Origin of the sequence: Paenibacillus graminis (assembly GCF_000758705.1) — a bacterium.
GTDB lineage: Bacteria > Bacillota > Bacilli > Paenibacillales > Paenibacillaceae > Paenibacillus_AQ > Paenibacillus_AQ graminis.
On sequence record NZ_CP009287.1, the window covers coordinates 4,668,341 to 4,689,723 of the forward strand.

Here is a 21,383-nt window from a genome sequence, read left to right on the forward strand (position 1 = left end):
GGGGTTGGGAGTTTTTTTGTTATCCAAATTCTGGTGAATGGCCCTAACGCCCATGTTCCCGGTTTTGCCGGTATACTGCACACTTTTTCTTTTATGCGACAGCGCGTTGCCTTGTTATTTTGTCATATTTTCATGCATTTTCTCTGCTTCTGGTACTGTGGACTGCCTCTTCAGGGCATCCTTGGGCATATATAGCTTTCCAAATTTAAGGAGGACAAGAAACCATGTTTAAAGTATTAGTATCGGATCCGATCAGCGATTTGGGCATTCAGCAATTAATGGACGCAAGTGATGTGACTGTAGACAAAAAAACCGGACTCAGTGAAGACGAACTTATCGCCATCATCGGGGAATATGACGGTTTGCTCGTCCGCAGCCAGACAACGGTGACAGAGAAGATTATTGCAGCGGGTACTAACCTGAAGGTGATCGGCCGGGCTGGTGTGGGCGTCGACAATATTAAACTGGAAGCAGCCACACAGCACGGCATTGTTGTCATCAACGCTCCTGACGGAAATACAATTACGACCTGTGAGCACGCTTTTGCCATGATGATGGCTTTGGCCCGCCATATTCCTCAAGCCTATGCCAAAACAATCTCCGGTGTCTGGGATAGAAAAACTTTCCTAGGCGTAGAGCTTCGCGGCAAAACGCTGGGCGTACTCGGAATGGGCCGGATCGGCAGCGAGGTAGCCAAACGGGCCAAAGCCTTCGGCATGAACATTCTTGCCTTTGACCCGTTCCTGACCGCTGACCGTGCGGAAAAACTTGAGGTGAAGCTGGCTTCAGTGGATGATATTGTCCGCGGTGCTGATTTCATCACTGTGCATACCCCGCTCACCCCGGAAACCCGCCATATGATCTCCCGTCCGCAATTCGAAGTCATGAAAAAAGGCATGCGTATCGTCAACTGTGCCCGCGGCGGTGTAATCGACGAAATGGCACTGGTTGAAGCCATCGACAGCGGCATCGTTGCCGGAGCTGCGTTTGACGTATTTGAAAAAGAGCCGCCTCAAGCGGACCACCCGTTCCTCTCCCATCCGAAAATTATCGTGACTCCGCATCTGGGTGCTTCGACCGTAGAAGCCCAGGAGAATGTGGCGATCGATGTTTCGGAGCAGGTGCTGCATATTCTGCGCAACGAGCCGTTCATCAACGCTGTGAATATTCCTCCGGTGGCGCCAAGCGTAATGAACAAGCTTCAGCCTTACTTCACGCTGGGTGAAAAGCTTGGCAGCTTTGCAACACAGCTGACCGGCGGCGCTATCCGTGAAATACACGTTGAATATGCCGGGGACCTTTCGGATGTGGATACTCAGCCGCTAACCCGCTATATCGTGAAAGGCGTGTTCACCCGCCACTTCGGCAGCGATGTCAACATCGTCAATTCCATGCATCTGGCCAAAACGCGCGATGTCAATGTTGTCGTGACAAAAGCTTCCAAGACCAAAGGCTTCACGAACCTTATCACGGTTACACTGAAAGCCGAGCCGGATGAAGAACGTTTGGTTGCCGGAACATTGCTCCAGGGTTACGGGGAACGCATTGTTCAGGTCAATAAATTCCCGGTCGATATCGCTCCGGAAGGCCATCAAATTGTAATCTCCCACAACGACAAGCCGGGGATTATCGGTCTCGTCGGCACGCTGCTGGGACAGAACGATGTTAACATCGCTTCGATGCAGGTGGGACGCAAAATTGTCGGCGGTGCAGCCATCATGCTTCTGACCGTGGATAAAGCGGTGCCGCAGCAGGTGCTAGTGAAGCTCGCCGGGTTGCCGGAAATCAACACTGCCGAAGAGATTGTTCTGGTGTAGAAACCATTCCACCTCATCTATAGCTCTGGTAAATTAGCAAAAAATCGCTCTTGCGAAAATGGATGCTTCCTGCAGCCATTTCAAAAGAGCGATTTTTTTTAAAATATAAGAATACGTATGCTTCACGCAATAAATGTTCCTTATATTTCCCGCTAAAACGGTACCGTCCTGTAAAAGGACAGCGAAGCCGTCTCCACTTGTTTATTCCGGTACTTTAAATACCGGTACAAGCCGGCCATCCACATCAGTGAAACCGTATTTTGCCGCAAGGCTGCCTACCTGCTGCGGGATTCCCGTTATGGACATTACCTCAGGGTCAGCAGCCAGCCTGACTACAGCCCGCCCTATATAAGCTGTGGACTCACTGGCCTGCAGCTCAGTCACCTCCTGCCAGTGCTCTTCATCCGTATCCAGGCTCTCCAGAACCAGTTCGGTCCGCATCCAACCGGGCGAAAGCGGGATCACGGCTATTCTGTCTGCCGCAAGCTCTACAGACAATCCAAAAGCCATGCGTACCAGCGCATTTTTCGCCAAGTCATAATAGAAGTTATCAATGTATTTGTAGTGGTCCCAATACGTTGTATGAATAATGATTCCGCCGTCATTCCGGGTGCTGCGCATCAGCGGAACCGCGTAATAATTGGTCATGAGCTGCGCTCTGACCCCCGCATCGAACATATGGCTCCAATGGTCTGGAGGCAGCTCCCAGAAAGGCTTGCTCTCGATAGGCCGCTCGTTGCCGCCCCATACATTGTTGACCAGGATATCCAGCCTGCCCTGCTCTGACGATATCCGCCGGATGGCTGCTTCTGTCTCACTATCCCGGGTATGGTCGCAGCGGATCGCCTCCCCCTCTCCTCCAACTGCCCTGATCTCGCTGAGCACACTGTCAATGGTCCCTTTATGCCGTTCATCGTGCGAAAGTCCCCTGCTTCTGCCTGTGATATACACATACGCACCCGCTTTTGCCAACTCCAAAGCGATTCCCCGGCCGGCTCCCCGGCTTCCTCCGGTAACCAGCGCCACTTTCCCTTGCAGATTAGTCATCATTACCGCTCCCCTCATGTCTCATGTGTTCTTTTGCTTGCTGTAGTTATCATAAACTCTATATATGACACCAATTGACATATATATATGATAAACTGAAAAAGATTGAAATTAGGGGTACCCCTGTGAGGAGGACGTTATGAGAGCCGACCGTTTATTATCCATCCTGCTTCTGCTGCAGAACCGCGGCAAAGTCACCTCCCGTGAGCTGGCCAGCACCTTGGAGGTGTCTGAACGAACGATCTTTCGCGATATGGAGGCGCTGAGCGCCTCCGGAATCCCCGTATTGGCTGAAAGAGGCCGGGAAGGAGGCTGGAGGCTCACAGAAGGCTACAGAACCTCGCTTACCGGAATGAAGCCCAAAGAAGTAGGGGCACTCCTGCTCTCAGCCGATCCGGCCATTCTACAGGCTCTCGGTATTCATGAGGATTACACGCTTGCCTCGCGCAAGCTGGAGGCGGCTGCAACTGCGAATACACACCCTTCCGCCAACTATTTTAACCAGCGTATTCATATAGACAATGAAGGATGGCTTCCATCCAAAGAGAGTTTTCCCTTTCTTTCCATATTGCAGACGGCCCTGCGGGAAGACCGGAAGGTAAATATCTCCTACCTGCGCAACGGGGAAGTGAAGAACAGAAGGATTGGACTGCTGGGTTTGGTGGCTAAACAAGGGGTCTGGTATGTGATCGGGGAGCATGAAGAGCAACTCAGAACCTACCGGGTCTCGAGAATCGTTGCGGCTCAAATGATAGATGAAGCTTATGCTCGTCCTGACGGTTTTGAACTGACGCGCTACTGGGAGTCCTCCAAAACCTCCTTCAAATCTGCCCTCCCCAGCTTTCAAGCCAAATTCTCATTAAAGTCTTCTTCGCTTCAACAGTTAAGACATGAACGTTATGTTACAGTGCTAGACATAAGTGATTCCCCAGAGGCTGAGTGGCTGAAGGTTGAGGCTGAGTTCAACACCTTAGAAGCAGCTTGCCGGGTGATGTTGTCCCTAGGTCCAAATGTGATCGTTGAGGCACCGGAAGAATTGCGTTTAAAAGTTTATAAGGCTGCCTTAAAAACAGTCCTGTTGGGCCGCAGCGTAAGACGTTCTCTTCTGGGAAATTCCCAGCCGCAGCATGACTAGACTCCTGGGCCTTCCAACAAGGATAGCTGTTTTCCCAATTTTATTTATGTCAATTCTTACAATAGACCTAACGTCCTGAATTCGCCTATAATATTACAATACACAACATATTTTATTAGGGGGAAATAGTTATTATGGACTGGATGAACAAGCTTCCGCTTAAACAGAGAATTGTTGCCGGATGTTATCTGATCGCCGCCTTATTCGCAATTCCTGTACTGGTCACTTTATTGGTCATGGGCAAAATTGTTGTCGGAATTATCCTTGTAGCCGTATTGGCAGCTCTCACCTTCCCTCTTTCACGCTTCATTGAGAGAACGCTTACATCTTCATTTGACGACATTTCTAATGTTACACACACCATTGCAAAAGGCGACTTTACTAACCGGGCCGACGAGAACGGCTCCATGGGGGACATCAGCCGTTCCTTCAATACCATGATCGATAAGCTCAAAAAAATCCTTACCGATGCTTCGCAGATTACCCGCCAGGTTATGGATGCCAGCCGCGGCATTGAAGACAAGAACCAGAATCTGAAGATAGTAATGGCCCAAGTCGCCTCTTCGTCCAATGAACTGGCTCTTGGCGCTAATGAAATCTCCGTGGACATTGCCGACATGACCGAATCCATCAAAGACATAGAGACTAAGGTCTCCAATTACACGAGCTCGACCAAGGAAATGAATAAACGGTCTGTACATACACTGGAACTGGTAGAAAAAGGACGGCAATCGGTAGATACGCAAGCTGAAGGCATGCGCAAAAATATACAAGCTACCCAGAAGGTGGCCGGCACGATTGAAGCACTCTCCCAAAATGCCCGGGGGATTACGATGATCACCAAAACCATCACAGAAATCGCTGAGCAGACCAACCTCCTGTCGCTCAACGCCTCTATTGAAGCAGCACGGGCTGGTGAACATGGCCGTGGTTTTGCCGTCGTGGCCCAGGAAGTACGCAAGCTGGCCGAGGAATCTACCGCCTCTACCAAAGAGGTGTTCAGTCTGGTCCGCAGCATAGAGAACGATATCAAACAAGCGATCGAGAACATAGCCATTAATGAGGAAGTCGTTCAGGTACAGAACGAGATGATTATCGAAACAGCGAATATTTTCGCACAGATTGTGCAAAGCGTTCAATACATAACCGAGCAAATTGCTTCCTTCTCTGCTGAAAGCGACCTCATGCTGGAAAGCGCACATAAAATCTCGGGAGCCATCGAAAATATTTCTGCGATTACCGAAGAAACGGCCGCAGGAACAGAAGAGGTCTCCGCAGCGATGAACGGGCAAATTCATGCCTTGCAATCCGTTGCCGAAGAAACGGAGAAAATGACCCAAGCTGTATTTCAACTGCAAAAAACGATTCACATTTTCAAATTTTAAATGTTACGAGGGAACTGCCGCCTCCTTCCTGCGGCAGTTTTTTTGTTCACAAAAATTTCGCTGTTATATTCATCGGTTACAGTTTTTTTGCATTAGAAGAGCCCCTCCATTCTTTTGCACTTCTTTGCCTTAGCCTGTTTCCGTTTTTGGATTATAGACATTTGGAGATGAGCTGCTCTTTGTTCAATGGTTCTTTTTACACAGTAGATTTTACAATGCATTCCATTATCAAGGCAAAATATGCTTATAATAATTGAGTTTATAGTGCAAAATACTTATTTTTAGATAATTTCAATATTTCTTCACAGTTTGCATTTTCGGACTTTTTTTCATTAACCCTTTTTTCTTACCCATTCTTATATATATACAAAATTATACTATTTTTCACATGTACCGGCAGGCAGAATTCGCCAAAATCCGAGGATATCAGCACAAATATATTGACAAAAGTAGAGTTAGAAATATATTGTAAAATAAAAAAAGGTATAATTTTCTTTAACACATATTGGCAAAATTCACCGAAAGGGAATGACGCAAAGCCATGGATCTACAGTCTCATTTTTATGGGACCATGACTGCCAGGTTGCTGAACAGCCGAACGTCCGGGTTTTCCTGCGTTCTCTATGGTTATTTACGCAGCCAACCTGTGCTCTCCTGAGTACAGGTTTTCTATTTTGCTGAAAAAAATAAAAAAAACATTGGGTGGGGTGGATTTCCTTTGAAAACAGTTTCAGATTATATGGCTGAGGCACTACGAAACCTTGGTGTAACACATTCTTTTGGCATAATCGGCAAGTCTATTTGTCCCGTAGTCCTGAAAATGGTTGATTACGGTATTGAATTTATTCCCGGCAGACATGAATCCAGTTCCGGGTTCGAAGCCGCGGGCTATGCTCTCAAAACAGGCAGACTCGGGGTGGCTTTTGGGACTTCCGGGCCGGGGGGGACCAATCTTCTCACCGCCGCCGCACATGCCAAAGCGAACAATCTTCCCGTACTTTTTATAACAGGACATCAATCCATCAAGGAACTGGGGATTCCCCAGTGCCAGGATTCTTCGGCTTATCTGGCCGATCTGGCGGATATGTTCAGACCCGCGACCCTTTACAGCAAGCTGGTGGAACGCGGCGATCATTTCGGCACGATCTTCAGTCATGCCATCTCCATTGCCTTGAGCGGACAGCGGGGTCCGGTTCATCTCTGTATCCCGTTTGATGTACAGACCGAAATGCTGGAAGAATGCCGGATTGTCATTCCTGAACGCGAACGTCTGGTAAGTGCCGGTAATTTGGAACGTGTACTTTCTGCAATTAATGAATCAAGCCATCCTCTGATCATTGCCGGCAAAGGCATCAATCGTTCCAAGGCGCACGAGGAGCTTGTTCAACTGGCTGAAACTTTCAATATTCCGGTGGTCACCTCTCCCGGCGGCAAGGGTGCCATCGCCTGGGATCACCCGCTGTATCACGGTCCTATTGGTGTCGGCGGCTGCAAGCACGGCGAGGATTTGTTAAACCGCAGTGATTTGTTCATCGTGCTTGGCTCACGCCTTAGCGATATGACCATCTGCAATCTCAAGCCAGAGAATCATCCCAAAACATTGATTCAATTTGACGTCGATCCTACCTTTGTAGGAAAAATATTAACCTCAGAAACAATCGCTGTAAGCGGGGACTTACACGACAATCTTACATTCTTTCTTCAGAAAGCAGATTTATCCGCTATAAAAAAACACGAAGCAGAAACCGATGTTCATTATGCGGAAGAGCTGCCGGTTCTGTCCAAGCTTTCGCTTGCTTCGGTCATGTCCACATTAAGCGACCTGATCCCTTACAACAACACCATTTTTGTTGATGATGGCAGCCATGGCTTCAATGCCGCAAAATGGTACAAAGTCAAAAAGCCCGGCAGCGTTGTCTTCGATGCTTACTTTGCCTGCATGGGAAATTCTATCGGCATGGCTATCGGAGCTAAGGTGGCTTCACCGGAAGAAACGATTTTCTGCATTACCGGTGACGGCTGCTTCATGATGCTTGGCACAGAGATCAATACGGCCGTGTGCAAGGATATCCCGGTGATCTTTATCGTAGTGAACAACATGCAGCTGGATATGGCCTTAAAGGGCATGGAAAAAACAACAGGCAGAATCGATGGCACGATCTTCGAAGTTCCTATGGATGCCGTGAAATTTGCCGAATCACTGGGAGCCACAGGCTACAGATGCGAGACTCAGGAACAATTCACATCTGCTATCCATGCCGCAGTGGCCTCTAACCGCGTGGCTGTAATTGAACTGCTGACCGACCGTGCCGAAGTGCCTCCGACGGCCCATCGAACCTTGAATCTCAACTAAGAATCAACAGCGGCAAGGACCTCTCCTCACTTGATTGCTCCTTGCCGCTCATCACAATTCAGGAGGCATCTCTGTGGAAAATACGATTAACAGCGGTCTTAGGCATTTTTCCAACTTATCTGGCAATTACGGTGCCAAAGCTCTGGCTCCAATCAAGGAGCATTTCCCGGAGCTGGCCGAGTATATCATGGGCAACGCCTATGGAGACGTTTTTCAACGTACAACGATTGGTTCGGATTGGAAAGAAATTGCCGTTATTTCATCCCTGATTACGATGGGACAGTTCGAGCAGCTCGGAGTCCATTATGTGATGGCGCTCAGCGTCGGAATGACTGTAGATCAGATCAAAGGTATTTTACTGCATCTGGTGCCGGTTGTTGGTGCGCCCAGAGTGATTTCAGCTTTTAATGTGCTGCTGGCCACACTTGAGGAAATCGAATAATTTTTTTCGACTTATTTATACAAAATTCGACTTTTTTATTGCATATTCGATAAATCTATGATTATATTGAAGGGAATTTATCCCAAAACTAAGGTTTTTATGTCGAATTAAGGCATAAAATTCTAAAGTTTCCGGATAGATTCAAAAACTGAAACACATTCAAATTTGGGAGAGATGAACACATGGGTAAATTTATTTTGAAAACCGATTCCGAAAAAAAAATTATTAATATTGAATTAGAAGGAACCTTCTCCAATGAGGACGGCCTCAAATCGATCCAAGCCTATCAGCAAACTGTAAACCCGATTACCCCTTCAGAATATGCACTGCAGATTGACTGCAGAAAACTGAATGTGACTGCTCCTGATGTTGTGCCATTGCTGGAAGGATGCTTCGTCATGTTCAAAGCGGATGGCTTCGAAAGGGTAAGCCTGACTCTTGAAAATAACCCGATCCTCAAAATGCAGCTTGCCCGTCTGGGCCGCAAAGCGGGGCTTGAAAATTTGGAAATTACCTCGACTGTTCAGGCTTAGGTCATTGGCCGGCGGATCACAAATCTGCAGGATGGTGGCGAAGCGGGTTTTGTACAAATCTATGGCTGTGAAGAAGCGCACATAATACTTTTAGGGGGATTAACCATGGCCGGGATACGAATTAAGGATATTGATATCTATCATCCAAGCAAAAAGATTGGCAACGATTTTTTCATACAGCATTTTGACGAAAAGGGTATTGATATCCGTGGACTTCTGGCTACATTGGGCCGTGAAAGCCGGTATAGCATCGACAGCAGTGAAGAAAACTCTCTGACCATGGCTTTTGAAGCAGCCAGCAATGTGCTGGACAAGACGGGACTTACCGGTGCCGACATTGACCTGATTGCATATGCCAGCCAAACTCCTGAATATATCTTCCCGACCAACTCTCTCATGATTCACCGTTTGATCGGCGGCCCCTCTCATGCCATCTGCATTGACAGCAACGCGAACTGTGCAGGCATGACTGCCTCGGTGGAGCAGGTAAGCCGTCAAATGATGGCCAACCCGAGAATCCGCCGTGCGCTCGTCATCGGCTCCGATCACGTGGCTCCGCATGCCGACAAAAATGATCCTGTCTACTACGCCAACTTCGGCGACGCAGCAGCAGCTCTTATTCTGGAAAGGGATGAGTATTCTGTAGGGTTTATCGACTCCATCTATCAGACAGACACTTGTGTCTACGGCAACTCGATGTTCCCTGCTGAAGGCTTGGCTAACCTCGGAAGAAAGGGTGTGGCTGCCGGAGAATTCAATGTGAAGTTCATTCCTTTTGATGACTCGATTTGTGTGGATGCCGCCTCTGAATCGATTAATACATTGCTTAGCAATAATGACATTGCCCCTGAATCGATCAAAGCCGCCTGTTTCTCGCAGCTGTCCCTGCCTAATATCCGTGCCGTTTCCGGCAAAACAGGGATCCGCGACGACGCTGCTGTCTACATCGGTGATGAATTCGGCTATACTTCTACAAGCAGCCCATTTGTCGCCCTTCATAGAGCAGTAACTACAGGAAAGATTGAACGCGGCGATAAAGTCCTGTTCTGGACCGTTGGCGCAGGCTGGCAGAATGTAGCTTTTGTAATGGAATACTAGTTATTTAGGGGCTGGCCTTTAAAATTTTTTAATTCAACTTATCCAGTCACAGCAAAGCGGTCCGTCAGGCAGATGATCTGCCTAACGGACCGCTTTGTTGTAAGCTCATTATGTTCAGCTATTCACTTATCGTCCTGCCAATACCCTTATCGGCGCCCTTCATGCTTCTCCCAGCCCATGGTACGCGATACGGCGTCCTGCCAGGCATGGTAACGGCGCTCGCGCTCCTCTGCCTCCATTGACGGAGCGAAGATCTTCTCTGCCTTATTGAAGCTCTCCAGCTGCTCCCTCGTCCAGACCCCCGACGTTAGACCAGCGAGCAGGGCAGCCCCCAGCGCTGTCGTCTCTGCGTACATTGTACGCGTCACCTCGCTGCCCAGAATGTCCGCCTGAAACTGCATTAGCAGATCATTGCGCACTGCTCCGCCATCGACCCGCAGTCCTGTCAGCGGCATTCCGGCGTCTTTTTCCATTGCGCCGATGACATCCCTGGATTGAAACGCAAGGGACTCCAGAGTCGCCCGGACCAGATGGCCTGCCGTCGTACCGCGGGTCAAGCCGAACACGGCTCCGCGGGCATACATATCCCAGTAAGGGGCTCCGAGTCCTGTAAAAGCGGGTACCACTACAACGCCTTCACTGTCCTCCACCTCCCCGGCCTTTTCCTCCGAGTCTGCCGGGCCTTCAATCAGGCCCAGCCCTTCATGGAGCCATTGTACCGCGGCTCCTGCTACAAACACACTGCCTTCTAGGGCATAATATAATTCATCGCCCATGCCCCAGGCCACTGTGGTCAGCAGCCCATGACTGGAGGCTACTGCTTCATTCCCGGTATTCATGAGAATGAAGCAGCCAGTGCCGTATGTATTTTTGGCACTCCCGGCCTCCAGGCAGGTATGCCCGAATAGAGCGGCCTGCTGGTCTCCCAGTACAGATCGAATCGGTATCTCTTCCCCGAACCATTCACTCCCGGCAGTTCCAAAATCCCCGCCGGACATTCGGACTTCCGGGAGAATCGCACGCGGAATTCTCAGCTCCTCCATCAGCTCCTCGTCCCATCTGCGCTCATGCAGATTATACAGCATGGTCCGTGAAGCATTCGTAACATCCGTAGCGTGCACAGCTCCTCCGGTAAGCTTCCAAATCAGCCAGGCATCGATGGTTCCCCCCAGCAGCTCGCCTTGTTCGGCACGCGCCCGGGCTCCGGGCACATGATCCAGAATCCAGGCCAGCTTGGTTGCCGAGAAGTAGGCATCCACTACAAGGCCGGTCTTGGCGGCAATGGTATCTGCAAGCCCGCGCCCCTTCAGCTCCTCGCACTGTCCGGCTGTGCGGCGGTCCTGCCAGACGATTGCCGGATAGATAGGCCTCCCGGTGGCCTTGTCCCAGACCAGCGCGGTTTCCCGCTGGTTGGTAATACCGATAGCTGATACCTCCGCAGCAGGCCTCCCGCTCTCGCTAATGGCCTCTCTGGCCGCTGCGAGCTGAGTCTCCCAGATCTGATCCGGATCATGTTCTACCCAGCCGGGGCGGGGAAAGGACTGTCTGATCTCATATTGCCCCTGCGAGACCATACCGGCCTCCTGGTCGAACAAGATTGCCCGCGAGCTGGTAGTGCCTTGGTCTAATGATAGAATCATCTACGTGTGCCTCCTAACACTGGCTTGGTAAACCTGGCGGGTTGTTCCACGATGAACAAGATTTATGTGGTGATTTCAACAAAAAGCACCTCTGCAGTCAGAGGCGCTGTCATACATTGTCTCGGCATTACTGTTTTTCGACAGGAAGCCGCAGGATAAACTCGGTACCTTCCCCCAGTCTGCTGGAGGCAGTAATCGTACCATGATGGGACTCGACGATATTTTTGACAATCGCCAGCCCAAGTCCGGTTCCCCCGGACTCTCCGCGCACGCGGGCCTTGTCTGCTTTGTAGAAGCGCTCAAAGATAAAAGGAAGATCCTCCGGAGGAATGCCTACCCCTTCATCACGGATGGTGATCTCCAGGTAACGGCGGCCCTCAAGAACGGCTGTGGAGGTCAGAATTGTAATGGTTTTGTCCGCAGGCGTATGCCGAAACGCATTGTCCAGCAGATTGGTCAGCACCTGCTCCAGCTTATCTTCGTCAGCGGCTTTGAGCAGCTGCGTGTCACTGCCGGGCTTCAGCTCAAGCTGAAGCCCCCGCTCCTTGGCCCGGACAGTAAATTTGCGGTAGACCCGTTCCAGCAGTTCCCCCATATCCACCGGCACCTTCATCATATCGGTATGTCCGGCCTCCATGCGGGCAAGGTCCAGCAGATCCTTCACCAGCCGGCCCATCCGCAGCGACTCGTCATGGATAACCTGAACCAGCTCACTGCTCTCTTCGGGAGAGGAAGCCATTCCATCCAGCAGCGCCTCGCTGTAGCCCTGCATCATCGACAGCGGCGTGCGGATCTCATGCGATACGTTGGCCACGAAGTCCCGGCGCATTTTCTCCAGCTTAACCTCTTCGGTAACATCACGCAGAACAGCTACTACTCCGCGGATCGTATCTTCTGAATACAGCGGAGCCATATGAACCGACCAGACTCCCTGGCGGACATGCACTTGAGAGCGTTGATCCCCGCCCTGGCTCAGTGTACTGAAGAACAAAGGCCGCAAGGGCGGCGGTACCTCGCTGTCACTTGCCCCTTGCGGGTACAGCTCGGATTCATTCTCCTGCTCCCAGTCCAGATCGCTCCACCGCTCCAGCAGAGCCTGGCCGTGCGGGTTGGTCAATATGATCTTCCCATCGGTATCAAAGGTGAGGACAGCGTCGCTCATGCTGCGCAATACACTGGACAGATGCCCCTTCTCGTGGTTCAGACTGCGGATGTTCTCTTCCAGCTCTTCTGCCATATGATTGAAGGAGGTGGCCAGCTGGCCGATCTCGTCACTGGTGACCAGTGTCAATCTCGTCCCGTATTCCCCCCGGCGGATATTATTCGCCGCTTCAATCACCTGCTGCATCGGCTGGGTAATCTTCGTGAACAGGAATAAAGCGAAAAACGTCGTTAGAGAAAACCCGATCATACAGACATACGTGAACAAGCGTTTGATCGCCCCGGAATTGGCGAAGTTGCTGTCGATGTAAGGCAGAAGAAACAGCCCCAGTGTGATAAGCACGACAGCAACCAGACAGATGATCGTGATCCACAGCTTTCCGACAAGACTTCTCCAGAACTTCACTTATTTAGGTACCTCTAGCTTGTAGCCTACTCCCCAGACCGTGGTGATCATCGCTGCCGATTCCGGTGATACTTTGTTGAGCTTCTCGCGAAGCCGCTTGACATGTGTATCCACGGTGCGCAAATCCCCGAAGAACTCATAGTTCCACACATCCTTCAGCAGCTCTTCGCGCGAGAACACCTTATCCGGCGAAATCGCCAAATAATGCAGCAGCTCGTACTCTTTTGGAGTCAGGCTGACTTCCTGGCCCCCTGCGGTTACGCGGTGTGCATCATGTTCAATGATAAGGTGCGGAAACACGATATTATTGCTGGAGTTGCTCTCTTTGGACAAAAAGGCTGTCGCCGAGGAACGGCGCATAATCGCCTTCACCCGGTAGATCACTTCGCGCGGGCTGAAGGGTTTGACCACATAGTCATCCGCCCCCATCTCGAAGCCCTGCACCCGGTTGATCTCTTCGCCTTTGGCTGTAAGCATCAGAACAGGCGTCGATTTGACGCCTCTGAGCCGGGTCAGCACTTCAATGCCGTCGATTCCCGGCAGCATCACATCCAGCAGGATCAAGCCGTAATCATTGGCCGTTGCTTTACGCAGAGCGATTTCTCCGTCTTCTGCTTCATCAATTTCGTAGCCTTCTTTTTCAAGATACATCTTCAGCAGGCGGCGAATGCGCTCCTCGTCATCCACCACCAGTATTCTGTTCAAATGCTCTGCCATTTCACAACAACCCCTTCATCAATTACAGTACAACGTTACCCTTACTCTTCATTGCCGCTTCGGCACAAACGCTGCCTTAATCCGTTCCTGCATAGGAATGAAGTCCGGCGATGACCAGATTAACGCCAACCAGGGTAAACATTACGACCAGAAAGCCGAGTACGGCGAGCCAAGCGGATTTGCGTCCCTGCCAGCCGCGTGCCAGACGTAAATGCAGGTAGGCGCTGTAAAACAGCCAAGTGACCAGAGCCCAGACTTCTTTGGGGTCCCATCCCCAGAACCGGCCCCAGGCCACCTGGGCCCATATCATTGCAAAAATCAAAGCCCCCAAGGTAAAGATCGGGAAGCCGATGGCAATCGCCCTATACGTAATTTCATCAAGGTCATTCTCATCAATTCCATCCAGAACGGGATGGATCGCCTTGCCCAGCGGTTTGCGGGCAACCAGACGCAGAATTCCGTACAGAAGCAGACCGGAAATCAGCGACCAGAGGACCGTGTTGAATTTTCGACCGGCGTTAACGCCATTCATCCAAGAAGGCGCTTCAAAAAGCGGCTCACTCATTCCAAGAAACGGCTGGAAGCGCTCAATTTCGCTATGGTAAGGTGCCACAATGGGTGGCATTTTGTAGCTCACTTTCTCTATTGTACTATCTCCCTGCCCAGGGCTGTCAATCGTAACGTTGGATCTGACGAAAACCGTTTCGTACCCTGCGCCGCGAAAAGCAAATACTGATCCAAGAAACCCAATTATAACAATGATTGAGAACAGAGTAAATTCGACCAGGCGCTGCTGCTTGCGGTCGTTCTTCTCCTTACTGGCAAAATCCACAGTGCGCAGCAGATACATCAGCCCGGCCGCAAAGCCAACCGCGAAGAAGGATTCGCCCAGCGCGGCGAGCGTGACATGAATATTCAGATAAATGGATTTCAGTGAAGGAATCAGCGGCTGAACCTCTTGCGGAAATACTGCCGCGTAAGCCATGACTATAATCGAGATCGGCACCGCGAAGACACCGAGAATGATTTTGCGGTAAATCGAGAAGATCACGGTAAACGCCACCATGACCATCATGGATAAAAACGTCATGAACTCATACATATTGCTGACTGGAATATGCCCTGAGCCTGCCCAGCGGGTGAAGAAATAAGCGAGGTGGCAGATAAGGCCCAGAGAGGATACGGTAAAAGCGATCCTGCCCCAGCGGGCGGTGTGCTCCTCCGGCTTTCTTCCGGACCATTTGCGGCCCATGATAGCAATCGTATACAACATGAATGATCCGCTGTACAAAAAAAATGCGGCAATAAAGACGTCACTGCTGAAATCGAGCAAGCTCATGCCAGACCTCCCCCGTTGTCCAGAGATTTTTCATCCACTGTCAAATCCGCCTTCGCCAGAATCGAAACGATCTCCCGGCGGAAGCCGAACCAGTTCTTGTTCGTATGGCCTCCAAGTACCAGCTCACCATGACCGGCTACAAGCCATATGCGCCTATGCTGCCAGTAGAAGCCGAGAACCAGTCCAAGCATGACAATACCTGCCCCGACCCAGACGAAAGGCATCGCACGGTCCACACGAATGTTCAGATACGCCGTGGATTCCGAGAAATCCACATCACTCATGCTGCCTACCTCAAGCTCCAGGAACCGCCCGCTGCCGCCAAGCTTGTCGTTGATCGCCTTCATCTGGAACTTTTCCTTGTCGACCTGCTTCGGAAAATAAAAATACTGCTGTCCTCCGGCCGGCAGCTCCGGCCCTGTGATCAGAAACAGGAAGGCTGGAGCGTTAGGGTAAGGAGATTTGGACACTGGCCGCCCCTCTTCGTTCAAACCGAAGTCCATATATTTTTCTTTCAAAGACAGCGTATAGGGGCCTGCCTGAAACGACCGCTGCGGATTGTTCATGTCCAACTTGAACTTGCCGTATACCTCTCCATTCTTCGCATTGATAAGCTCGGGCTGCACCGAGCGCAGCACCGGAGTGAGGTCATAATCAAACTGATACGCTTTCAATCCGTTGTAGCTGAGCGGCGAGTTCACCTGAATATCATGCCTGGCCACCTCGGCCAGCTGCGGTTCCTTGGAGGGATCTGTGCAGTCAGCAGTGCATTCATAGAGAACAGCTTTGGTTTCGTATAGTTTCGGAAGGATCTTCTTCCCGCGGAATTCCTTGGGCATTTCCTCCTCAGTATAAAACTCCACGGTAAACTTCTCGTTTTTTAGATAATAGGTAGTTTCCGGAATTCTGACCGTGTCACCTTGCGGAAACGCAAGATGCTGATCCATGTTCAGACCGGGCAGCCCTCTGGCCAGCACAGCCAGCAGAAAAATAATCAGGCCAATATGTATGACATAGGGCCCCCAGCGGCTGAAGCGGTGCTTCTCGGCCAGCAGTGCGCCACCGTCGGTACGGACACGGTAGCCTTTCTTCTGGAGCGGCTCCGCCATACGTGCAACCCAGGCTTCAGGTTCCTCCTTCAGTTCAGTGACCAGCACCACCTTTTGGCGGGTCAGGAACTGGCGGTGCTTCCGGATCTTCTGACGGGTAAGCGCCTTGTAGAGAGGGAGTACACGGTCCAGGCTGCAAATGACCAGCGACGCTCCAATGAGCACAAGCAGCAGCACGAACCACCAGGATTCGTAGGTGTGCGAAAGGCCGAGTTTATAATAAATCTCCCCGGCTGTTCCGTACTTTTCTGGATAATAGGTTGCTGCATCAATATTGAGAAAAGTGCTCTCCTGGGGAAATATCGTTCCCAGCATGGAACCGAGCAATGTCAATACAATCAGGTATATGGCGATCTTGACCGAGGAAAAAAAGTTCCAGATCAGGTCGATCACCCCGGGATTCACCCGCTGTGAACGGCGGGCAACACCATCATACCGCATTTCGAGGTTCCCTGAAGAGCGCTGCTCCTCCCCGTCGAGCGGCTTGCCGCAGGCTTCACAGAGGACCGTGCCTACCGGGTTCTGGTGGCCGCATTCACATTTGGTGTTGCTGATCAGTGGCTTACGCTCCTTCACGGTCTCACCAGCTTCCCGATCTGATCATCAAGCGTGCTGAGATCCAGCTGGCCGATATGGATGCTGTCGATCTTGCCTTTGGCATTAATGAAGAAAGTGGTTGGAAGCGGTGACACGCCGTAGCTGCGGACAGCGTCGCGCCCGGTATCCATGACAACCGGAAAATTAATATCAACCAGCTTGACAAAATTCTCCACGGTCATCTGGTCTTCGCCGACATTTACGCCGACAACCACAACACCCTGCTCCTTCCACTTCTCCCACTGGGCCTGCAGGGCAGGCATCTCCTTGACGCAAGGGGCGCACCAGGAACCCCAAAAATTAAGCACAACAGACTTCCCCTTGTATTCGTCCAGCGTATGGGTCAGACCGTCTAGTCCAAGCAGGTCAAAGGAAGGTGCTTTTCCGCCTTCCCTGGGTTTCCCGTCTCCTCCGAACACCGAGGAGCCGATGGCATAACCCCCAAGCAAAATAATTACGAACAGAATGATGATTTGAACCGGCTTTCTCGCTCTGCCCACATGCCAGGCCCCCTTCTGTGACGCAACTCATTACTTTAGTTGATAGGTGTGAACATCCTATGAACATTATAACGAATATTGTCACCGAATTAGGAGGGGGAATTGTGAACATTATGTGTCCTTGCGTGTTGGGTTCGCTTTTAGCATACCGGCTTTGGCGATTTGCTGAAGATGATTGATCTCATCCTTGGTCAAATGGCGGTAGGAGCCGCGTTTGAGATTTTGCAGCAAAATATCCCCAAAGGAAATCCGTTTCAGGCGGATGACGGGATGGGAAATGGCTTCGAACATCCGCCGTACCTGACGGTTGCGGCCTTCATGGATGGTAATGCTGATGACCGTTTCTTTGTTTGCTTCATCAATATCCTTATATTCCACTTCTGCCGGAGCAGTCATCCCATCCTCCAGCTTGATGCCGGCTTTGAGCTTGTCCAGCGCGGTGCCATGCGGCACACCCTTGACCGTGGCCAGATAGGTCTTGGGCACATGATGCTTCGGATGCGTGAGCAGGTTGGCAAACTCCCCGTCATTCGTCAGCAGCAGCAGCCCTTCCGTATCATAATCCAGACGGCCCACAGGGTATACGCGCTCTTTGATGCCTTTGAGGTAGTCCGTTACTACCTTGCGTCCTTTGTCGTCGGAAGCGCTTGTAATCACACCCTTGGGCTTGTTGAACATAATGTAGATTTTGTTCTCGCCCCGGATCAGTCTACCGGCGACCTTGATTATATCTGTTGCGGGGTCCACCTTCGTGCCAAGCGTAGTTACGAGTTCCCCGTTGACTTCCACTTTACCGGCCAAAATCATTTCTTCACACTTGCGTCTTGACGCCACACCTGCCTGCGCCAATATTTTTTGTAGTCTTTCCATTTTTGACTATTCACCTCAGGTTAATGATAACCATCAGCGGGATAAATCACAAGTTCATTCCATGGAAAAAATGCTCCCGGACAGGTTTTGGTGTGGGGTTCCACGATAAGAGGGTCAATTTGATAACGCGCAGCCAATTCCAGGATAAGCTTGCCTGCCGCAAACAGCTGATTCTCCCGCCCGGACAGAGGCGGAAGCGTGTACTCTTCGCCATAGTTCCCTTCCAGGCAAACATGGATATATTCCGGGTCCGTAAGCAGCGGCGCAGCATAAATGGATCCATCTGGTCCCACCCAAAAGTCAAAGCCCTTGCCATTAATGGACGGACAGCGGGAATGATGCAGAATAAAGCCTTTATACTCCATCGTATGTCGGCCTCCCTCCGTATTGCTGGAATAGCATATGTTCGGAGGAGGAACGGGGTGACCTGCGGATGCTGTTTTTTTGCCCCATAGAAATCGTTCATAAATAGCGGCAGCGGAAAATGCGAACATAACATAACCATGATGTAAGGAAGCAGTCATCTAAATCGATTGTTCGGGATATGGGAGATTCTTACACTAAAGAGGACAGCTAATCAAACTATATTTTAATACGGAGGAAAAATGAATGCTGCTTAAAAGAACATGGGAAAAACAGATCATCACCATTGTAACTGCAGCCGGGATGCTGCTCGGAGGTTCCGGACCCGTCTCAGCCGCACAGCCGGCTCTAAATCCGCTGCCCTATGCGCATGAGATTAAATCACTGACAAGCGAAAACTACAGCGACCTTTCTTTTTTGAAGCCGCTGCTGAAGGACAAAACGGTCGTCAGCCTTGGCGAAAATTTCCACCGGGTTGGCGAATATGCCAGCATGAAGACGAGATTGGTAAAATATCTGCATGAGGAGCTGGGGTTTGAGGTCATCGCTTTTGAATCGGGGGTGGCTGAGGCTTCTGTCGTCAACGATGTGGCTGATGAATTGACTTCAGCAGATATGATGGATAATTCCATTTTTGATATCTGGAAATCCGCAGAAACCCTGGAGCTGTTCAACTACATCAAACAATCCAGGCAGACGGACAAGCCTTTGCAGCTGGCCGGATATGATATGCAATATACGTCCCCAATGCTGACGCTGGCAGTCCGCAGCTTCATTTCTAAGGTCAACGCTGCTTATGGCAAAGAATTTATGGATTTTGACCAAGAAGCCATTGAACAATACTTTGGACTGATCAATCAATACAGCCTGGAGACCAAAAGCAATCCTGTTTACCAGCAGAAGATAGGCCAACTCATCCAAAAGTATGTTCCTAAATATAAGGAATACATCAGGTTCATTCAGGAACACCGGGTACCGTTAGACGCAGCTTACCCCAATGCGCCCCACACGGCAGATACCATCCTGAAAGGGCTGGAGGACCGTGTGGCAATTTTCACGCAGGCACAGATCAAGAGTGTACGTGAAATATACGAAGCCCGGGACAGAATCATGGCTGAGCATGTGGAATGGCTGATGAAGGCCAGATACCCCGGCAAAAAGATCATTCTGTGGGCCCACAATGACCATTTGGCTAAAAACACTTCAGACATACGCGTCTTTGAGAAAGGGAAGTGGCAAAACAGTTTTACCAGCATGGGCGAACTGCTGCATCAGAAGTTGAAGGATAAAATGTATGTGGTAGGCTTTTATATGAACCGGGGCAAAGCGGCAGCCATTTCAACATTGAAGGAATTTCCTATCGGCCCGATGCCGAAGGGGACCCTGGAAGCGAGAATCATGCAAAGCGGGTATTCCCGGACCTTTGTAGACCTCGCCGGGCATACCAAAGCAGGCCCAGGCAACAGCTGGATGTTTCAGCCGCAATATGCTGCTGAAGACGGGCTGACCAGAGAGGTTATTGTTCCGATGGCGATGAAATTCGTGCCGAAGGAGCAGTTCGACGGCCTGATCGTCATTGATAAAGTATCCCCGCCAACCCGTAACTATTAAAAAGGATCTTCCGGGCCATCTAAAAAGGACACTCCGTGCTATCCGGTTGCCTGCTAGCCGAAGACCAGCAGACATACAGCAATAGCTGCGATGAAGCCGACAATGTCTGAGAACAGCCCGACCTTGAGGGCGTAACGCCCGTTGCGGATGCCCACAGCACCAAAATAGACGGTCAGCACATACAAAGTGGTATCCGTGCTGCCCTGGATGGTAGAGGCAATCATGCCAATCAGGGAATCAGGACCGTGAACGCTGATCAGATCGGTGGTATACGCCAGCGAGCCGGTGCCTGTGAGCGGACGCAGGAGGCCAAGCGGCAGCACTTCCGGCGGCACGCCTATTCCCTTCAGGGCGGGAGCGATGAAGCCCATCAGGAAGTCCAGCGCGCCGGAGGCGCGGAAGACGCTGATGGCGACAAGCATGCCCACCAGATGGGGAATAATGGCGATGGCCGTACCGAAGCCGTCCTTGGCACCTTCGACAAAGGACTCGTAGACCGGGACCTTGCGTGTAAAGGCGTACAGGGGGATGAAGGTAATCATGACCGGAATCGCCCAGGCCGAGATAAGACTGATTAGCTGGAACAAGGCAGGCTCACCCTTTCAGAGAAGAATACGGGAGCGGAGTGTTCCCTCTGGTAGAATCCCCGGACCTGGCGGCTGGCGGTCCGGGCGGCCTGCGCAGCAGAGCCAGGCGGCGGCACAGCCGGTCTGCTGCAATGGCGGCCAGTGTCGCCACCGCCGTAGCCGCCAGTGTTGTGCCGACGATGGCTGCCGGGTCGGACGAGCCATAGTTCAGCCGGATGGCAATCAGCGTTGCAGGGATCAGGGTAATGCTTGCGGTGTTCAGCGCCAGCAGGGTACACATGGCCGGGGTCGCCGTCTCCTTGTCCGGATTCAGTGTCTGCAGCTCCTGCATCGCCTTGATGCCCATCGGTGTGGCTGCATTGCCCAGCCCCAGCAGATTGGCGCTCATGTTGGAAAGGATATAGCCGATCGCCGGATGGCCCTTGGGCACATCCGGGAACAGAAAAGATACAACCGGCCCCAGCACTTTGGCAATTTTCTTCAGCAGGCCCGCATCCTCCGCCACCCGCATGATTCCCATCCAGAACACCAGTACACTAATCAGGCCAAAGCTGACAGTAACCCCGCTTTTGGCTCCATCGAACACGGCTGCCGTAAATGCATCCATGCGGCCGTTCACGGCCGCAAACACAAAGCCGATAAGGATCATCCCCAGCCAGATCCCGTTAATCAT

General features: G+C 51.1%; 19 protein-coding genes and 1 riboswitch. Of the genes, 8 read left to right on the forward strand and 11 right to left on the reverse strand.

Going from position 1 to position 21,383, the window contains the following annotated elements; all coding sequences use genetic code 11:
• Positions 1-224: 224 nt before the first annotated feature.
• Positions 225-1,817 carry a phosphoglycerate dehydrogenase gene (serA, locus tag PGRAT_RS20060; RefSeq protein ID WP_025709284.1) on the forward strand — a complete coding sequence of 531 codons (1,593 nt, stop codon included), beginning with the start codon at positions 225-227 and terminating at the stop codon, positions 1,815-1,817.
• Positions 1,818-2,018: 201 nt separating this feature from the next.
• Here the strand turns inward: serA and PGRAT_RS20065 are convergent, their stop codons facing one another.
• Positions 2,019-2,867, reverse strand: coding sequence for an SDR family NAD(P)-dependent oxidoreductase (locus PGRAT_RS20065; RefSeq protein WP_238326927.1), 849 nt, complete (start codon positions 2,865-2,867; stop codon positions 2,019-2,021).
• A 136-nt stretch (positions 2,868-3,003) separates the two neighbouring features.
• Here PGRAT_RS20065 and PGRAT_RS20070 point away from each other — a divergent pair, with 136 nt between their 5' ends.
• From PGRAT_RS20070 to PGRAT_RS20095, 6 genes are all read left to right on the forward strand, one after another.
• Positions 3,004-3,999 carry a helix-turn-helix transcriptional regulator gene (locus tag PGRAT_RS20070; RefSeq protein ID WP_025709282.1) on the forward strand — a complete coding sequence of 332 codons (996 nt, stop codon included), beginning with the start codon at positions 3,004-3,006 and terminating at the stop codon, positions 3,997-3,999.
• Positions 4,000-4,133: 134 nt separating this feature from the next.
• Positions 4,134-5,384 carry a methyl-accepting chemotaxis protein gene (locus PGRAT_RS20075; RefSeq protein WP_025709281.1) on the forward strand — a complete coding sequence of 417 codons (1,251 nt, stop codon included), beginning with the start codon at positions 4,134-4,136 and terminating at the stop codon, positions 5,382-5,384.
• Positions 5,385-5,881: 497 nt separating this feature from the next.
• Positions 5,882-5,975, forward strand: a riboswitch (cyclic di-GMP riboswitch).
• Between the two features lie 127 nt (positions 5,976-6,102).
• Entirely contained in the window at positions 6,103-7,737 is a 1,635-nt protein-coding gene (locus tag PGRAT_RS20080) for a thiamine pyrophosphate-binding protein (RefSeq protein ID WP_025709280.1), read from the forward strand.
• Positions 7,738-7,810: 73 nt separating this feature from the next.
• On the forward strand, positions 7,811-8,179 hold the full coding sequence (locus tag PGRAT_RS20085; RefSeq protein WP_025709279.1) for a carboxymuconolactone decarboxylase family protein: 369 nt from the start codon (positions 7,811-7,813) through the stop codon (positions 8,177-8,179).
• A 182-nt stretch (positions 8,180-8,361) separates the two neighbouring features.
• Positions 8,362-8,712: a hypothetical protein gene (locus PGRAT_RS20090; RefSeq protein WP_025709278.1), complete on the forward strand. Its 351-nt coding sequence runs from the start codon at positions 8,362-8,364 to the stop codon at positions 8,710-8,712.
• A gap of 105 nt (positions 8,713-8,817) precedes the next feature.
• Complete coding sequence (locus tag PGRAT_RS20095; RefSeq protein WP_025709277.1) at positions 8,818-9,810, forward strand: 3-oxoacyl-[acyl-carrier-protein] synthase III C-terminal domain-containing protein; 993 nt, start codon at positions 8,818-8,820, stop codon at positions 9,808-9,810.
• A gap of 146 nt (positions 9,811-9,956) precedes the next feature.
• Here PGRAT_RS20095 and glpK read toward each other — a convergent pair whose 3' ends face one another.
• The 8 genes from glpK to PGRAT_RS20135 all read right to left on the reverse strand — a co-directional run bounded on the left by glpK (position 9,957) and on the right by PGRAT_RS20135 (position 18,514).
• Positions 9,957-11,450 (reverse strand): glycerol kinase GlpK, encoded by a 1,494-nt coding sequence (glpK, locus tag PGRAT_RS20100; protein ID WP_025709276.1) that lies wholly within the window; start codon positions 11,448-11,450, stop codon positions 9,957-9,959.
• A 127-nt stretch (positions 11,451-11,577) separates the two neighbouring features.
• Complete coding sequence (locus PGRAT_RS20105; RefSeq protein WP_025709275.1) at positions 11,578-13,017, reverse strand: HAMP domain-containing sensor histidine kinase; 1,440 nt, start codon at positions 13,015-13,017, stop codon at positions 11,578-11,580.
• Positions 13,018-13,734, reverse strand: coding sequence for a response regulator transcription factor (locus PGRAT_RS20110; RefSeq protein WP_020427515.1), 717 nt, complete (start codon positions 13,732-13,734; stop codon positions 13,018-13,020).
• Between the two features lie 76 nt (positions 13,735-13,810).
• Positions 13,811-15,073 carry a cytochrome c biogenesis protein CcsA gene (gene ccsA / locus PGRAT_RS20115; protein WP_025709274.1) on the reverse strand — a complete coding sequence of 421 codons (1,263 nt, stop codon included), beginning with the start codon at positions 15,071-15,073 and terminating at the stop codon, positions 13,811-13,813.
• The gene (gene resB / locus PGRAT_RS20120; protein ID WP_025709273.1) at positions 15,070-16,740 is read right to left on the reverse strand and encodes a cytochrome c biogenesis protein ResB; all 1,671 of its coding nucleotides are present in this window, start codon (positions 16,738-16,740) and stop codon (positions 15,070-15,072) included. The genes ccsA and resB overlap by 4 nt, the downstream gene beginning before the upstream one ends.
• Positions 16,741-16,754: 14 nt before the next feature.
• Complete coding sequence (resA, locus tag PGRAT_RS20125) at positions 16,755-17,279, reverse strand: thiol-disulfide oxidoreductase ResA (protein WP_025709271.1); 525 nt, start codon at positions 17,277-17,279, stop codon at positions 16,755-16,757.
• A gap of 111 nt (positions 17,280-17,390) precedes the next feature.
• Positions 17,391-18,149 (reverse strand): pseudouridine synthase, encoded by a 759-nt coding sequence (locus PGRAT_RS20130; protein ID WP_025709270.1) that lies wholly within the window; start codon positions 18,147-18,149, stop codon positions 17,391-17,393.
• A 20-nt stretch (positions 18,150-18,169) separates the two neighbouring features.
• Positions 18,170-18,514 (reverse strand): peptidoglycan recognition protein family protein, encoded by a 345-nt coding sequence (locus tag PGRAT_RS20135; protein ID WP_025709268.1) that lies wholly within the window; start codon positions 18,512-18,514, stop codon positions 18,170-18,172.
• Positions 18,515-18,758: 244 nt separating this feature from the next.
• On the opposite strand from PGRAT_RS20135, the gene PGRAT_RS20140 reads away from it, so the two are divergent.
• Entirely contained in the window at positions 18,759-20,123 is a 1,365-nt protein-coding gene (locus tag PGRAT_RS20140) for an erythromycin esterase family protein (protein ID WP_025709267.1), read from the forward strand.
• A gap of 53 nt (positions 20,124-20,176) precedes the next feature.
• On the opposite strand, the gene PGRAT_RS20145 is transcribed toward PGRAT_RS20140, so the two are convergent.
• A complete protein-coding gene (locus PGRAT_RS20145) occupies positions 20,177-20,665 on the reverse strand; it encodes a spore maturation protein (RefSeq protein WP_042268221.1) in 489 nt (162 codons plus the stop codon).
• A gap of 52 nt (positions 20,666-20,717) precedes the next feature.
• Positions 20,718-21,383, reverse strand: coding sequence for a nucleoside recognition domain-containing protein (locus tag PGRAT_RS20150; RefSeq protein WP_042268224.1), 666 nt, complete (start codon positions 21,381-21,383; stop codon positions 20,718-20,720).

Bases quoted from the DNA above. Each gene is read 5' to 3' on its own strand.
- serA (WP_025709284.1), top strand. From the start codon at position 225: ATGTTTAAAGTATTAGTATCGGATCCGATCAGCGATTTGGGCATTCAG.
- PGRAT_RS20065 (WP_238326927.1), bottom strand. From the start codon at position 2,867: ATGATGACTAATCTGCAAGGGAAAGTGGCGCTGGTTACCGGAGGAAGC.
- PGRAT_RS20070 (WP_025709282.1), top strand. From the start codon at position 3,004: ATGAGAGCCGACCGTTTATTATCCATCCTGCTTCTGCTGCAGAACCGC.
- PGRAT_RS20075 (WP_025709281.1), top strand. From the start codon at position 4,134: ATGGACTGGATGAACAAGCTTCCGCTTAAACAGAGAATTGTTGCCGGA.
- PGRAT_RS20090 (WP_025709278.1), top strand. From the start codon at position 8,362: ATGGGTAAATTTATTTTGAAAACCGATTCCGAAAAAAAAATTATTAAT.
- PGRAT_RS20095 (WP_025709277.1), top strand. From the start codon at position 8,818: ATGGCCGGGATACGAATTAAGGATATTGATATCTATCATCCAAGCAAA.
- glpK (WP_025709276.1), bottom strand. From the start codon at position 11,450: ATGATTCTATCATTAGACCAAGGCACTACCAGCTCGCGGGCAATCTTG.
- PGRAT_RS20110 (WP_020427515.1), bottom strand. From the start codon at position 13,734: ATGGCAGAGCATTTGAACAGAATACTGGTGGTGGATGACGAGGAGCGC.
- ccsA (WP_025709274.1), bottom strand. From the start codon at position 15,073: ATGAGCTTGCTCGATTTCAGCAGTGACGTCTTTATTGCCGCATTTTTT.
- PGRAT_RS20130 (WP_025709270.1), bottom strand. From the start codon at position 18,149: ATGGAAAGACTACAAAAAATATTGGCGCAGGCAGGTGTGGCGTCAAGA.
- PGRAT_RS20135 (WP_025709268.1), bottom strand. From the start codon at position 18,514: ATGGAGTATAAAGGCTTTATTCTGCATCATTCCCGCTGTCCGTCCATT.
- PGRAT_RS20140 (WP_025709267.1), top strand. From the start codon at position 18,759: ATGCTGCTTAAAAGAACATGGGAAAAACAGATCATCACCATTGTAACT.
- PGRAT_RS20145 (WP_042268221.1), bottom strand. From the start codon at position 20,665: ATGATTACCTTCATCCCCCTGTACGCCTTTACACGCAAGGTCCCGGTC.
- PGRAT_RS20150 (WP_042268224.1), bottom strand. From the start codon at position 21,383: ATGATTAACGGGATCTGGCTGGGGATGATCCTTATCGGCTTTGTGTTT.